Annotated in this window: 13 protein-coding genes and 2 pseudogenes; 12 read left to right on the top strand and 3 right to left on the bottom strand. The window is 72.3% G+C overall.

Annotated elements, in window-relative coordinates; genetic code table 11:
- Positions 1 to 7: 7 nt before the first annotated feature.
- The 4 genes and pseudogenes from FHX32_RS23960 (at position 8) to FHX32_RS23975 (ending at position 2,232) form a co-directional block, all read left to right on the top strand.
- Positions 8 to 784 (top strand): hypothetical protein, encoded by a 777-nt coding sequence (locus FHX32_RS23960; protein WP_167187453.1) that lies wholly within the window; start codon positions 8 to 10, stop codon positions 782 to 784.
- Between the two features lie 366 nt (positions 785 to 1,150).
- Positions 1,151 to 1,444, top strand: a complete 294-nt coding sequence (locus tag FHX32_RS23965; RefSeq protein WP_167187455.1) for a HipA N-terminal domain-containing protein — start codon at positions 1,151 to 1,153, stop codon at positions 1,442 to 1,444.
- Positions 1,445 to 1,474: 30 nt separating this feature from the next.
- Positions 1,475 to 1,606: pseudogene (locus FHX32_RS35390) on the top strand (HipA domain-containing protein); the annotation flags it as partial.
- A complete protein-coding gene (locus FHX32_RS23975) occupies positions 1,561 to 2,232 on the top strand; it encodes a type II toxin-antitoxin system HipA family toxin (protein WP_486481293.1) in 672 nt (223 codons plus the stop codon). The pseudogene FHX32_RS35390 and the gene FHX32_RS23975, both read left to right, overlap by 46 nt.
- A gap of 159 nt (positions 2,233 to 2,391) precedes the next feature.
- On the opposite strand, the pseudogene FHX32_RS23980 reads toward FHX32_RS23975, so the two are convergent.
- Positions 2,392 to 3,773, bottom strand: a pseudogene (locus FHX32_RS23980) (IS1380 family transposase).
- Positions 3,774 to 3,996: 223 nt separating this feature from the next.
- Positions 3,997 to 4,329 (bottom strand): hypothetical protein, encoded by a 333-nt coding sequence (locus FHX32_RS23985; RefSeq protein WP_486481294.1) that lies wholly within the window; start codon positions 4,327 to 4,329, stop codon positions 3,997 to 3,999.
- On the opposite strand from FHX32_RS23985, the gene FHX32_RS23990 reads away from it, so the two are divergent.
- The 4 genes from FHX32_RS23990 (at position 4,318) to FHX32_RS24005 (ending at position 11,136) form a co-directional block, all read left to right on the top strand.
- Positions 4,318 to 5,802, top strand: a complete 1,485-nt coding sequence (locus tag FHX32_RS23990; RefSeq protein WP_486481295.1) for a DUF7782 domain-containing protein — start codon at positions 4,318 to 4,320, stop codon at positions 5,800 to 5,802. The genes FHX32_RS23985 and FHX32_RS23990 overlap by 12 nt on opposite strands.
- A complete protein-coding gene (gene dtd, locus FHX32_RS23995; protein ID WP_167187460.1) occupies positions 5,802 to 6,224 on the top strand; it encodes a D-aminoacyl-tRNA deacylase in 423 nt (140 codons plus the stop codon). Before FHX32_RS23990 ends, dtd begins: the two co-directional genes overlap by 1 nt.
- A gap of 107 nt (positions 6,225 to 6,331) precedes the next feature.
- A complete protein-coding gene (locus FHX32_RS24000; RefSeq protein ID WP_167187463.1) occupies positions 6,332 to 10,030 on the top strand; it encodes a S8 family serine peptidase in 3,699 nt (1,232 codons plus the stop codon).
- 125 nt (positions 10,031 to 10,155) lie between these two features.
- The gene (locus tag FHX32_RS24005; protein ID WP_167187466.1) at positions 10,156 to 11,136 is read left to right on the top strand and encodes a transcriptional regulator TrmB; all 981 of its coding nucleotides are present in this window, start codon (positions 10,156 to 10,158) and stop codon (positions 11,134 to 11,136) included.
- Between the two features lie 37 nt (positions 11,137 to 11,173).
- On the opposite strand, the gene FHX32_RS24010 is transcribed toward FHX32_RS24005, so the two are convergent.
- The gene (locus FHX32_RS24010; RefSeq protein WP_167187469.1) at positions 11,174 to 11,962 is read right to left on the bottom strand and encodes a sporulation protein; all 789 of its coding nucleotides are present in this window, start codon (positions 11,960 to 11,962) and stop codon (positions 11,174 to 11,176) included.
- 242 nt (positions 11,963 to 12,204) lie between these two features.
- Here FHX32_RS24010 and sigB point away from each other — a divergent pair, with 242 nt between their 5' ends.
- The 4 genes from sigB (at position 12,205) to FHX32_RS24030 (ending at position 14,593) form a co-directional block, all read left to right on the top strand.
- Positions 12,205 to 13,215 (top strand): RNA polymerase sigma factor SigB, encoded by a 1,011-nt coding sequence (sigB, locus tag FHX32_RS24015; RefSeq protein WP_486481296.1) that lies wholly within the window; start codon positions 12,205 to 12,207, stop codon positions 13,213 to 13,215.
- A 120-nt stretch (positions 13,216 to 13,335) separates the two neighbouring features.
- A complete protein-coding gene (locus FHX32_RS24020) occupies positions 13,336 to 13,692 on the top strand; it encodes a metalloregulator ArsR/SmtB family transcription factor (protein ID WP_167187472.1) in 357 nt (118 codons plus the stop codon).
- Positions 13,689 to 14,189, top strand: coding sequence for an SRPBCC family protein (locus FHX32_RS24025; protein WP_167187475.1), 501 nt, complete (start codon positions 13,689 to 13,691; stop codon positions 14,187 to 14,189). The genes FHX32_RS24020 and FHX32_RS24025 overlap by 4 nt, the downstream gene beginning before the upstream one ends.
- Positions 14,186 to 14,593, top strand: a complete 408-nt coding sequence (locus tag FHX32_RS24030; RefSeq protein WP_167187478.1) for a VOC family protein — start codon at positions 14,186 to 14,188, stop codon at positions 14,591 to 14,593. Before FHX32_RS24025 ends, FHX32_RS24030 begins: the two co-directional genes overlap by 4 nt.

Below are 14,593 nucleotides of genomic sequence, written 5' to 3' on the forward strand. Positions count from 1 at the left end.
CCGGTGCGTGGGCGCGCTACTGGAGATCTTTACCCGTATGAACACCACGGGTAAGCGACTCACCAAGTCGGAGGTCTTCCAGGCACTGCACGCGGGTGCCGTGGCCGATGATCTCACCAGCCTCAGCGGTCTCGGCCGGGTCACCGCGGAACTTGGATTCGGAGCGATTGACGAGCGGTTGGCATTGCGCTGCGTGCTCGCGTACCGAGGTGGGGACGTCTTTCGGGAAGACTTCCGGCAGGAATTCGCGCCGGAGGACGCCCCGGCGGAGATCCTCCGAGAAGTGGCGGGCGCTCTGCGGGATGCGGTGACCTTCCTTCGCGGCGCCTGCGCCATCCCCCACATCAAGCTGCTCCCGTACTCGCATGTGCTACCCACCGTCGTGCGCTTCGTGTACCTGCACGGCGCACCGGCCGAACGTTCGGCGACTCTGCTGAGGCGGTGGGTCTGGCGCAGTGCCGTGGCCGGCACACGTGCCCGGGGTATCAGCGTCGCCGACATCCGAAACCAGATCGCGGCAGTGGACGTCACTAAACCGGTGGACGCCGCAGCAGAGCTGCTCCGTCGGGTCCAGCCGTTCCCTGAGTTCGCGCCGGAACTCGACAAGGTCCATTTCAATCACGCGATGGCGAAGATCAACGCGCTGGGCTTGTTGTCCGCGGAACCCCGCGACCCATCATCAGGTGCCATCCTGGACGTAGCCCGCCTGCTGGACAACGGTAGTCCGCTGCGGCCCCTGCTGGGCCAGGACAACCTCGCGTTGGCGGGTACCATCGCCAACTGATTCGTTCTGCCAGCCGGCGAGCGGGTCGACCCGGCCCGCCTCGCATCCGCACCATCCACCGTCGCCGCGAGCCATCTCCTCGACGAGAAGGGGCAGCAGTTGCTCGGCCGCCGCCAGTGGCAGGCGTTCCTCGCTCATCGCGCAGACGTCTGTCGAGAGGTCATCGGCGGGCACGTCGACCGAATGGCGGAGTGGGGAGCCCGCGATGGCCGGGCGCTGACCGACATCCTCCGCTCCGCGGCCTGACATGGGTGCCCCCATCGTCGCCGACGTACGCCTGCATGGGCGCCACGTGGGCCAGCTGAGGTACCACCAGGGTGGGTCCGAGTTCCGATATGAGGACGATCTTTCCGCCCCGGCCATCTCGTGCTCGGTCAGGTCTTCGAGGACGATCCCCGGGTCGCCCGTCGCGCCCGAGTCGGCCTCCCCGCCTGGTTCAGCAACCTGCTGCCCGAGGGAGCCCTCCGCCGCCAGATCGTCCGCGAAATGGGCGGCGGCAACATCGGAGATTTCACCCTGCTGCTGCGGGTCGGCAGCAATCTGCCGGGGGCGGTGACCGTCCATGCGGACGGCGAGCCGGTGGACGACCTCCTGCCCGGCCCGGTCGAGGACACCGAGCATCCGCTGCGGCACTCCCTGGCCGGAGTCCAGCTCAAGTAATCCGTCTCCGCGGAACGCCTCGCGATTCCGGTGAGCGGCCAGGGCGGCTGGTGGATCGTGAAGCTCCCCGACCGGGGCCTGCGGGACCTGCCGCTCAACGAATACCTGACCATGCGTTGGCTGGCGGCCGCGGGTTTCCCCGTGCCCGAGGTACATCTGTTGCGGGCCGATGGCGTGAAGGGCCTTCCCGACGGCATGGTGGACCCAGCCGACCTCGTCTCCGCATCCGTCGCTTCGACCGCGCCCTTGACGCGCGAATACATGTCGAGGACTTCGCCCAGGTGGCCAACGTCGAGCCGATGTACAAGTACAGCGAGTCGGGCGTGTCCTACGACGGCCTCGCGGCCGCCATCCGGCAGTTGACCGGCGACGACGGCTATCAGCAATTCGTCCGCCGGCTGGTCGCCATGCTGGTGGCGGGCAACACCGACGCCCATCTGAAGAATTGGGCCCTCACCTATCCGGACAGACGCACTCCCCGCCTGTCGCCCGTCTATGATTTCCATTCCCTGACGGTCTACCAGCCGTATCGCTACGCGCCGCTAGCCCTGAACCTCAACGGCGAGACAATGCCCTCCGCGATCAGAGTCGACCACTTCCGCCGGTTGGCAGAAGGAGCGAAAGCGGATCCCGACCAGACCGCCCAAACCGTCACAGAGACCGTGGTCAGCCTTCGGGAGGCATGGGAGTCCGATATCGCCGCCGAAGCGGCGACGCGGTTCGAAGCCCTCGCGGATCACTACGTCCGACGGCTTGCAACGCTTCCCTTGTGCCAGCCGACTGTTTAGCCTCGATCATTCACGGCCGATGTCGGCCGCTTCGGCCCCGGGCCTCTGATCGCTGGTGTTCGATGCGATTGGGTCGAGGGCATGGTGATGGGCCGTCTGTCGCGGCGGTGGGCGTGGTTCTCCTTGGTTCCTCCGGTCGTCGGGACAGGGCTGAGCTGGTCAGCCGGGGGCGGGGATCGCCGCGATTCGGGTGAACGCGGCGGTGATCTGGTTGGCCCAGGGCCAGGTCGATGGGATGCGCAGCCGGCGGCGGCGTTGACCGTGGACCAGGCGGGCGGTGGTGTGCAGCAGGCGGTAGCGCAGCCGTTTCGGTTCGGCTTTGGCCAGGTCGCCGTCGAGGGCGATGGCCTGCAGCCAGGCGATCAGGTCGTTGGCGATGGCTGCGATTGGCACCAGGCGATGTTGATGGCGAACTCGCGGGAGGGCAGCCGGCCGAGTCCGGTGTCTTTGGCGCAGCGGATGCGGTCTTCGACGCGGGCGTGGGTGCGGTGGCGGGCTTCGAGCCACTGCAGGGCGCCGACGGTGGTGTTGGTGACGAAGGCGGTGTAGCGCCAGCCGTCGCGTTCCTCGAACAGCGACAGTTGGGCGCCAGGGTGTGGTCGTTCTCGACGCACGATCACCCGCATGTCGGGCGGCCAGCCGGCCAGGGTGAGCAGCCCGGTCAGTTCGGCGACCTGTGCGCCGTCACGGATGCCGCTGTCGGCTGCCAGGGCGGGTGACCAAGCCGCGGTCGGCAGCGCGCTGATGGCGGCGCGTTCGGCTTCGCCGATCGACCAGCCGAGCGAGTACTCTACGTTGCGGCCACGCTTGCGGCCTTGCGCGGTCAGCCAGTCCGGGACTGTTCGAGTGGCGGCGGCCGAGTCGCCACGCACCAACAGGTTCCTGCGGTGGGCGGCCGGGACCTGCGCGAACGCCTCACCCAACACGTCCAGGTGATCAGCCGCGGTGTTCGCCCCGGCGTTGCCCGGCCGCAGCCGGATCGCCAGCAGCTCACCGGTGTTGTCGCAGGTCACCAAGATCGGATGGAACCCGTAGGTGTGCTTGTAGGTGGCCGCGGCGCCGTCCTTGTCGCTGTGGGCGAGCACGATCGTGGAGTCCACGTCCAGCACAACGAGGCCGTCGCCGAGGCTACGGCCGGCGGCACACGCGGCCGGGACCTGCCCGAACAACGCCCACACCCGGGCCCGGACCTTCGCCCGTGCCCGGCCGATACGCCACACCTGCACGTCGCTGACCTCGTCGAGGGCCCGCCAACACGTCGCCGGCGACGCGACCACGCCGAACACCTCGCCCTGATGGCGCAGCACGTCGATATCCGCGATCGCCTCACCGCCGTCGGCGATCATCACCGCCAGGTCGACCAGCACCCTGCCCCGGTCCCGACCAGGGACGAACCCCCGCCGGGCCACCGCCGCCGACAACGCCTGCGTCAACCCGCTGCGATCAGCCAGCAGCCGCAGCAGCGCCGCACCCACGTGCGACACCACGCCACCGCCACCGACCTCGACGGACAAGCCCTTCGACCACTGGGTAATCTGCACCTACGAAGTGCCTCTCACGCGGGGAACCTGCACGACCCGACACCGGGCAGTTTTCCTTACGTGGCAGGCACTTCGCCATATCTACCGACTCGCCACACATCCAAGATCACGACCGCTGTGAAAGGCCGAGGTTAGGTCTTCGGCGTCCGCCGGTGATCTGCCGAGGTCTGGCCGCCGGATCGCAGCTGACGACGTCTCGTAGCGCGGGGTCATCTTCGTCCGGTCAAGGCTGTGTCCGGCGAACCCAACGCGACGGCCTGACGGGCACGGCGGTGTCAGTTGACGACGAGAGCAGCCGGTCCGGCGAACCGGAGCCGGGGTTGGTCGCCTTGCCGGTGGTGGCGTTGCTGGTCAGGTAGCTGCTGACCAGCAACGGCGATCCGATGGGTTGGCCGAAAGCACGAGGGCGGCGGTGCCGGCCACGTGCGGCGAGGCAATCGCGGTGCCGCTGATGGGCTTGGTTCCGGTGTCGCTGGTCTGCCACCCCGGCACGGATGTCGCGGGTGGCGCCGCCCGGCGCGACGGCAGGAGGCAGGATGGCGACGTGGACGAACACGACATGCTGCTCTCCCCCGCCGGGGTGACGGCGCTGCGGACCGCGCTCACCCGGGCCGGGTTCACCGCCAACGGCATCGCCACCCGGCTGGGTCCGCAGGCCACCGGCGGGGTGGCCCGCAACGACTTCCGGGCCGCGCTGCGGGCCACCGAGGAGCGCGACCCGCTCGGCACCCTCATCCGGGTCTTCATCTGCGAACAGACCGAGCCGGAGTCGGCGGTGTCCGCCGCGCTGGCCCCCCTGTCCATCGAGGAGGCGCTCGCCGGCGGCCTGGTCGAGCGGCACGGCGACGGCCTCCGGATGGGCCTGGACCTCGAACCGTACGGGGACGACTGGTGGGTGCTCGCCGACGTGCCCGCCAGCGCCCGGCCGGGTCGGCCGCTGCACGCCGAGCACGTGCTCGGCATCGGCGGGGCGACCCAGACCCTGATCGGCGCCACCGTCCGGCGGCCGGTGGAGACCGCACTCGACCTGGGCACCGGCTCCGGGGTGCAGGCGCTGCACCTGTCCAGCCACGCCCGGCGGGTCACCGCCACCGACGTCTCCGAGCGGGCCCTGCGCTTCGCCGCCACCACCGCCGCGCTCAACGGGCAGGACTGGGAACTGCTCCGCGGCGACCTGGTCGCCCCGGTGACCGGGCGGCGGTTCGACCTGGTGGTGAGCAACCCGCCGTTCGTGGTCGGTCCCGGCACCACCACTCACGTCTACCGGGACTCGGGCCGGGTGGGCGACGCGATCGGGGCCGAGCTGGCGGCCGCCGCGCCCGACCTGCTCACCGAGGGCGGCACCATGCAGTACCTGGCCAACTGGGTGCACGTGACCGGGGAGGACTGGGCCGAGCGGGTCACCGGCTGGTTCGCCGGCACCGGTCTGGACGCCTGGGTGGTCCAGCGCGAAGTGGCCGACCCGATGGCGTACGTCAACCTGTGGCTGACCGACGTCGGCGAGGCGGCCGACCCGCACCGGATGGCCGACTGGCTGGACTGGTTCGACGCGCACAAGGTGGAGGCGATCGGCTTCGGCATCGTGTCCCTGCGCCGGGCCGGGCACGACGACCCGGTGATCCGGGTCGAGGACCTGCGCCAGCGGGTGGAGGCGCCGATGGGCGACCGGATCGCCGGCTGGTTCGACCGACAGGACTGGCTGCGTACGCGCGGGGCCGACGACCTGCTCGCCGCGCGCTACCGGGCGGCCGAGGGGCTCCAGCTGCGCCAGGAGGCCACCATGGGCGACGAGGGCTGGGCGGTGGACCGGCAGGTGCTCGCCATGCCGCACGGGCTGCGCTGGACCGAGGAGATCGACCCGCTGGTGCTGGCCCTGGCCGGCGGGGCCGACGGGCGGTTGCCGCTGCGCGACCAGCTCGCCCTGCTCGCCGCCGCCCATGACGTCGCCGTCGAGGAGCTGGCCGAGGCGGCCGGGCCGATCGTGGCGCACCTGGTCGAGCGGGGCTTCATCGAACCGGTGGGCGACTGATGCGGGCGGTGGTGCAGACCGTCGGCCGGGCCGGCGTGACCGTCGACGGCGAGCTGGTCGGTGCGATTGAGGACGGGCTGCTCGTGCTGCTCGGAGTCACCCACACCGACACCGTGGAGACCGCGCGCACGATGGCCCGCAAGGTGCACGAGCTGCGCATCCTCGACGACGAGCGGTCGGCGGCCGACATCGGCGCGCCGATCCTGGTGGTCAGCCAGTTCACCCTCTATGGCGACGCCCGCAAGGGACGCCGTCCGACCTGGACCGCGGCGGCGCCGGCCGAGGTCGCTGAGCCGCTGGTGACCGCGGTCGTCGAGGCGCTGCGTACCCGGGGGGCGAAGGTCGAGACGGGTCGGTTCCGCGCGCACATGCTGGTGGAGAGCGTCAACGTCGGGCCACGTACCATCCTGCTCGATCTCTGACCGGCTCCGACCAGGCGGGCCGCATGGCGGTGGCGGAGTGGCGCCGTGGCGCGACCCCGCCACCGTCAGCTGTTCACCGGGCCGGGCGGCGGCGGTAGAACCGTCGCATGTCATCGCCCTCACAGCACTCCGCCGTCGGCCGGACGAGACGGCGGCTGATCGCCGCCGCGACCGCCGCCGGACTGGTCGCGGCCGGCGCCGCCGCGCTCCAGTCGCCCGCCACCGCGGCCGACCCGGCCCCACCCGCCCCGGCCGCTACCCGGGACACCCACACCGTCACCCTGGTCACCGGCGACGTGGTCACGGTGACCACGTTCGCCGACGGCCAGGCCACCGCCGACGTCGACCGGCCCGACCACGCCACCGGCGGGGTACGGATCCAGCGGAGCGGCGGCGACCTGTACGTGCTGCCCGACGAGGCGCTGCCGCTGCTCGGCAGCGACCGGCTCGACCGGCGGCTGTTCAACGTCACCGACCTGATCGAGATGGGCTACGACGACGCCCGGACGGCCGAACTGCCGCTGATCGCCACCTATCCCCCGGCCAAGGCCCGGGCGGGCCGGCCGGCCGCGCCGCGGGGCACCCGGGTCGTCCGCGACCTGCCCAGCGTCACCGGCGCCGCGCTGGCCGCCGACAAGAAGCAGGCCCGCGCCCTCTGGTCCACCGTCGCGTCCGCGCCGGCGGCCCGGCCCGGCTCGGCGCTCGGCGGCGGGATGGCGAAGCTCTGGCTGGACGGCCGGGTGCAGGCCAACCTGACCGAGAGCGTGCCACAGGTCGGTGCCCCCGAGGCGTGGGCCGCCGGGTACGACGGCGCCGGCGTGACCGTCGCGGTGCTGGACAGCGGGGTCGACGCCGGCCACCCCGACCTGGCCGGCCAGGTCGACGAGGCGGTCAGCTTCGTGCCCGGCGAGGACGTCTCGGACGTGCACGGGCACGGCACCCACGTCGCCTCGACGATCGCGGGCACCGGGGCGGCCTCGGGCGGCGACCGCAAGGGCGTCGCGCCCGGCGCCGACCTGATCGTCGGCAAGGTGCTCGGCAACGACGGGTACGGCCAGGACTCGTGGATCATCGCCGGCATGCAGTGGGCCGCCGAGTCCGGGGCCGACGTGGTCAACATGAGCCTCGGCGACGCGTCGCGGACCGACGGCACCGACCCGATGACGGCGGCCGTGGACACCCTCACCGCGCGGCACGGCACGCTCTTCGTGGTGGCCGCGGGCAACTCCGGCCCGCAGACCATCGGCTCGCCCGGCACCTCGGCCAGCGCGCTGACCGTCGGCGCGGTGGACAAGCAGGACGAGCTGGCCTGGTTCTCCAGCACCGGCCCGCTGGCCCGCACCGGCGCGCTGAAGCCGGACCTCACCGCGCCCGGCGTCGCCATCACCGCCGCCCGCTCCGGGCAGGCCGCCGGCGAGGGCGCCTACCAGAGCATGGACGGCACCTCGATGGCCGCGCCGCACGTGGCGGGGGCGGCGGCGATCCTCGCCCAGCGGCACCCCGACTGGTCCGGTCCGCAACTGAAGGACGCGCTGATGAGCAGCGCGAAGGGCCTGTCCGACAACTACCAGCCGTACCAGGTGGGCAGCGGCCGGCTGGACGTGGCGGCGGCGGTGCGGACCCCCGTACGGGCCACCGGCTCGGCGTTCTTCGGCAGCTTCGACTGGCCGCACGAGCCCACCGACGCGCCGGTCACCAGGCCGGTGACGTTCACCAACTCCGGCCCGGCGGACGTCACCCTCGACCTCGCGCTCACCGGCGCCGGCCCGTTCTCGCTGGGTGCCACCTCGGTGACCGTGCCCGCCGGCGGCAGCGCCGACGTCGCGGTGACCGGCGACCCGCGGGGCGACGCCCACGGCCAGCTCACCGGCTACCTGGTGGGCACCGACGTGGCCACCGGCACGCCGGTCACCCGCACCGCGCTCGCCCTGCTCAAGGAGGACGAGCGGTACGACCTGACGATCAAGCTGACCGGCCGGGACGGCAAGCCCGCCAGCTCGCAGGTGGTGCTGAAGAAGGCCGGCGAGTTCTACCCGTGGCGGTACCTCGTCGACGGCGAGCGGACGCTGCGGCTGCCGCCGGGCACGTACACCGTGGAGGCGGTGCTGGACGTCCCGGGTGAGCGGCCCGACCGGCTCGGCCTCGCCCTGCTGGTCGACCCGGAGACGGTGCTCGACGGCGCGGCCGAGGTGGTGCTGGACGCGAGCCGCGCCCGGCTGCTCGACACCACCGCGCCACAGCGGGCCGAGGACCGGCAGCGCCGGCTCGACTACCTGGTCCAGTACGCCGGCGGCGACAGCTTCCGCGCGGCGTACCACGTGCCGGTGAAGTACGACGACCTCTACCTCATGCCGACCGAGCCGGTCAGCCACGGGTCGTTCACCATGGCCAGCCGGTGGCGCAAGGGCGAGCCGCTGCTCAGCCTGCTCTCCCCCGGCGAGCCGCCGCTCGCCGCCACCGTGCAGCCGGGCAGCACGCTCTCCGCGGGCGCCGGGAAGCTGCGCCCGGTCCACGTGGGCACCGGCTCCCCCGCCGAGTACGCCGGCGTCGACGCGAAGGGCCGGATCGCGGTGGCGAACCGCAGCGACGCGGTCTCCCCGGAGGAGCGTGCCTCCGCCGCGGCGGAGGCCGGGGCGGCGCTGCTGCTGGTCGTCAACGACGGGCCCGGAATCCTCAACGAGTACGTCGGCGAGTCGCCGATCCCGATCGCCACCCTGCACCGCGACGCCGGGCAGCGGCTGATCACGGCGATCCGGGGCGGCCGGGCGCCCAAGCTGACCGTCGAGCGGACGCCGTACGCCGGCTACGTCTACGACCTGACCCGGGTCTACCCGGACCAGGTGCCGGACCGGGCACTCACGTACCACCCGGGTCACCAGGACCTGGCCCGGCTCGACGCCCGCTACCACGCCGTGCGGGACACCGCCGGGGCCGGCTACCGGTACGACATGACCTTCAGCCCCGCGGTCGGCTTCCCCGAGTCGGAGTGGCACCCGGGCACTCGCACCGAGTGGGTCACGCCGGACGTGGTCTGGCACGAGGTGCACCAGCAGGACAGCTGGACCGACACCGCCTACCTGAACACGTACGCCAAGGGCACCGCTACCCGGCTGGACTGGTTCGCACCGGCCGTGCGGCCCGCCTTCAACCGGGCGTTCGCGGTCCGCAACAGCCGGTACCGGGACTTCATGACCCTCAACGTGCAGGCCTGGAGCCCGTCGGCCAACATCCTGGAGCACGGCGGCAACCTGGACTGGGGGTCGGTGCCGACCAACCTGAAGCTCTACCAGGGCGACACCCTGCTGGCCGAGAACCGGTTCAACTCCGACCTGCAGTGGACCGAGGTGCCCGCCGGCACGCTGCCGTACCGCCTGGTGCTGGATGCCTCGCGGCCGGCCGAGCAGTGGCGGCTGTCCACCCGTACGCGCACCGAGTGGGACTTCGTGTCCAGCTCGAACGAGGCGGACAACTTCGTGCCGTTCGCGCTGCTTCAGCTCGACTACGCGCTGGAGACGGACCTGCGGGGTGACCTCAAGGCGGGCACCAGCCAGCAGATCAGCGTCAAGGCGGGACCGCAGCCGGGTGGCACCGGCACCGGCACGGTCACCTCGGTCGAGCTGGAGGTCTCGTACGACGACGGCGGCAGCTGGCAGCGGGTCACGCTGAGCCGGGGCGCCGACGACCGGTGGACCGGCTCGCTGAAGCTGCCGAAGCAGCCCGGCTTCGTCTCGGTACGGGCCGCCGCCCGCACCGACGCCGGCTTCGCCATCCGGCAGGAGCTCATCCGGGCATACGGCCTGCGCTGAGCTGGCCGGCGGACCCCCGGGACCGGCACCGTCCCGGGGGTCCGCCCGGCCCCACCCCCTGTTCAAGATCCATCAGCGTGGCCCATACTCTCCGTGCCGTCACCGCCGGAGGGAGGCAGCCACCGATGCTGGGCGCGCTGGGTCTGAGCCCGGACGACGAGGCGGTCTACGGCCTGCTGGTCCGGCGCGGGTCGGCCGGCCAGGCCGAACTCGCCGACGCCCTGCGGATACCGGTCGCGGCGGTCGGCGCGGCGCTGTCCCACCTGACCGCGTCGGGCCTGGTGAAGTGCGGGCCGGACGAGGCGTACTCGGTGGCGCCGCCGGCGGTCGCGCTCGGGGCGCTGATCAGCGAGCAGCGCAGCGCCCTGCGCAGCGCCGAGCTGGCGCTGGTCACGTTGGCCGAGGAGTACCGGGGCGCGGTCGCGGGCCGGGCCATCGACGAACTGATCGAGGTGGTCACCGGCGTGGACGCGGTCCGCCACCGGTTCGCCCAGGTGCAGCACGCCGCCCGGACCGAGGTCCGCAGCTTCGTCACCACGCCCTTCCTCGCCGTACCGCCGGGCACCAACGCGGTCGAGGAGGTGGCGGTAGGCCACGGGGTGCGGTTCCGGGTGGTGGTGGACCGCCCGACGCTGGCCGAGCCCGGGGTGGTCGCCGAGACCCTGGAGTCGCTGCGCAACGGGGTGCAGGTGCGGGTGGTCGACTCGTTGCCGATCAAGCTGATCCTGGCCGACGCGGACCTGGCCCTGGTGCCGCTCACCGCCACACCCAATGGCGAGCCCGGCGCCGTGCTGCTGCACCGCACCGGGCTGCTGGCGGCGATGGACGCGCTGTTCGAGACCGTGTGGCGCACCGCCCGCCCGCTCGACCTGACCGCCGAGGGCCTGGCCGAGCGCCCCGACGGCGACGGCACGGCCGGCCCGACCGAGCTGGACCGGCGGATCCTGGCGCTGCTGCTGGCCGGGCTCACCGACCAGGTGGTCGCCGCCCAGCTCGACCTGTCGTTGCGGACGCTGCAACGGCGGCTGCGCCACCTGATGGACCTGGCCGGGGTCGAGACCCGGATGCAGCTCGGCTGGCACGCCGCGCGGCACGGCTGGACCTGACCGGCCGGCGCCCGGCTGGCAAGCCGGCCCGGTCCGGTCAGAAGAAGAGGCCCCGGCGCTGCAGCGACTGGCGCAGCCAGCCGTCGAGCTGGGCGGCCCAGTCGGTGCGGTCCATGGTGGCGTAGTCGACGGTGAACCGGCCGAACGCGTCGCGGCCCTCGGTGAGCAGCCCACCCCGCTTGTCCAGCTCCAGCACCACCTGCAGCTGCCGCGGGTCGGCGATGAAGGTCACCTCCAGCTGGTTGATCGCGCGGGCGTACTGCGGCGCCGGGTGGAACTCGATCTCCTGGTAGAACGGCAGGGTCTGCCGTACGCCGTAGATGTGGCCGCGCTCGACGTCGGCGCGGGCGAACCGGAAACCGAGCCGCAGCAGCGCCTCCAGCAGCCGCTCCTGGGCCGGCAGCGGGTGCACCGCGACCGCGTCCAAGTCTCCCTTGTCGACCGCCCGGGCCACCTCCAGCTCGGTACGCAGCCCCATCGTCATCCCGTGCAGGTGCTGCCCGTACAGCTCGGTGACCGGGGTCTCCCAGGGCACGTCGAAGCGGAACGGGATGTCGTGGCGCTGCCCCGGCTCCAGCCGGAACGCGCCGGTCACCTGCTGCCGGTGGAACTCCTGGGTGGTGTTGTACTCGTTGTCGCCGCTCTCCACCTCGACCCGGGTGACCAGGCCCAGCGCCACGTAGCTGACGTCGACCTGGTGGTCGCCGCCGGCCACGTGGACGGTGCCCTCCAGGTGGCCGCCGGGCCGGCAGTTGGGGTTCGCCAGCACGGTTTCCACCGACGGGCCACCCACACCCATCGCCTGCATGAGCCGCTTGAAGACCACGACGCCCTCCGTTGCCTGTTCCGCGCCGGCCGGCGCGATCGGCCCCGCTGGCCGACCGCTGGCACGGTAACCGGGCCCGGCAACCGCCGGCGGCCGACACCCCGACACCCGCCGTTCCACCGAGATTGGTGTCGGTTCCCCGATCGCCTCACTCCCGTTTCACGCCCCGCCCGCCAAGCTGTGTGTCACACCGGCACCACTGGGGCCGGCGAGCGGCACCGAAGCGGACACGGGGAGAAGAGATGGCCCTGCAGATGACGGAGCACCGGATGCGCGGCACCATCGAGGCCGAGCACGGCACCGACACCCTGACCGACCTGGACGCCACCGACGAGCGCGGCGTCTCCACCGACCTGGTCCGGGCGTATTTGAACGGCATCGGCCGTACCAAGCTGCTCACCGCCGCGCAGGAGGTCGACCTGGCCAGGCGGATCGAGGCCGGGCTGTTCGCCGAGGAGAAGCTGGCCACCTGCACCCCGGTCTCGGCCGAGCTGCGGGCCGACCTGGAACTGGTCGCCGCCGAGGGCCGCGCCGCCAAGGACCACCTGCTCGAGGCGAACCTGCGGCTGGTGGTCAGCATCGCCAAGCGGTACACCGGTCGCGGCATGGCCTTCCTCGACCTGATCCAGGAGGGCAACCTCGGCCTGATCCGCGCGGTGGAGAAGTTCGACTACACCAAGGGCTACAAGTTCTCCACCTACGCCACCTGGTGGATCCGCCAGGCGATCACCCGCGCCATGGCCGACCAGGCCCGCACCATCCGTATCCCGGTGCACATGGTCGAGCAGGTCAACCGGATGGTCCGGGCCCGCCGCGAGCTGTCGGTCACGCTGGGCCGCGAGCCCACCGTCGCCGAGGTCGCCCGGGCGCTGGACATCCCGGAGTTCCAGGTGATCGAGCTGATCTCGTACGACCGGGAGCCGGTGAGCCTGGACCAGGCGGTCGGTGAGGACGGCGAGAGCGCGCTCGGCGACTTCGTCGCCGCCGTCGACCCGGGCGCCGAGCCGGGCGACGCGGCCGCGCAGGGCGAACTGCGCAACGAGGTGAGCATCGTGCTGGCCACCCTTTCCCAGCGGGAGCAGGCGGTGATCCGGCTCCGGTTCGGCCTCGACGACGGCCGCCAGCGCACCCTCGACGAGGTCGGGCGGGAGTTCGGCCTGTCCCGGGAGCGGATCCGGCAGATCGAGAAGGTGACCCTGCTGAAGCTGCGGGCCCCCGAGCGGGCCCAGCGCCTGGAGGCGTACGCCTGCTGACGGCGCCCGCCCCACCGTGGCCCCGGCGGTTCGCCGGGGCCACGGTGCGTCCGGGGGCTTGACCCAGCCCCCGATCCGCGATAGAAACCGACTGGTTATAGAACCAGGAGGTTATGAACGGTGGCCACCGATCTGGACGCGACCTTCGCCGCGCTGGCCGACCCGACCCGGCGGGCCATCCTCGCCCGGCTGGCGGTCGGCGAGGCCACCGTCTCCGAACTGGCCGCGCCCTTCGCGATGAGCCAGCCGGCCATCTCCAAGCACCTCAAGGTGCTGGAGCGCGCCGGGCTGGTCAGCCGGGGCCGGGACGCCCAGCGGCGGCCCTGCCGGTTGGCGGCCGGGCCGCTGCGGGAGGCCAGCGCCTGGCTGGCGAACTACCGCGACTACTGGGCCGAGAGCTACCAACACCTGGACGCCCTGCTCGACGAACTCCAGGCCGACGACCGCGCCGCCGGTCACCCGGACGCGACCCGGTGACCGGCACCGACCCGCTGGTGGTGGCCACCCCGGGCGACCGGGAGATCGTGCTGAGCCGGCTCTTCGACGCGCCCGCGCACCTGGTCTTCGCCACCTTCACCCGCCCGGAGCTGCTCGTCCGGTGGTACGGGGCCCGCGGCTGGCGGCTGGTCGAGTGCGAGGTGGACCTGCGGGTGGGCGGGCGATGGCGCTACGTCTCCCAGGGCCCGGACGGCCAGCGGATGGTCCAGGGCGGGGTGTACCGCACGGTCGAGCCGCCGCACCGGCTGGTCTGCACCGAACTCTTCGACGACCAGTCCTACCCGGGCGAGACCCTGGTGACCCACGAGTTCACCGAGCTGGTCGGGCGGACCACGGTCACCACCACGCTGCGGTACGCCACCGCAGAAGGACGCGAGCGGGTGTTGCGTCACCCGATGACCCGCGGCGTCGGTGAGAGCTTCGCGCGGCTCGCCGAGCTGCTGCATGAGACGACGAGACAAGGAGAGGCACCGTGAACTGGACCCTGGAAGTGGTGATCGTACCGGTCTCCGATGTGGACCGGGCCAAGGCGTTCTACGCCGACCAGCTCGGCTTCGCCGTCGACCACGACACGGTGGTCGGCGACGACGCGCGGATCGTGCAGCTGACCCCGCCCGGCTCCGGCTGCTCCATCGTGATCGGCAAGGGTGCCGTGCCGGAGATGCCGCCGGGCTCGCTGAAGGGCCTCCAACTGGTGGTGCCCGACCTGCACAAGGCGCGGGCCCAGCTGGTCGAGCGGGGCGTCGAGGTCAGCGAGATCCAGGTGCTGGGCGAGAACCCGCGCCCGATGCCGGACCCGCTGGACAACGTCGGCTTCGTCTTCTTCGCCGACCCGGACGGCAACTCCTGGGCCGTCCAGCAGATCTCCGACCGGGCCTGA

The organism is Micromonospora sp. CNZ280, from assembly GCF_011759515.1.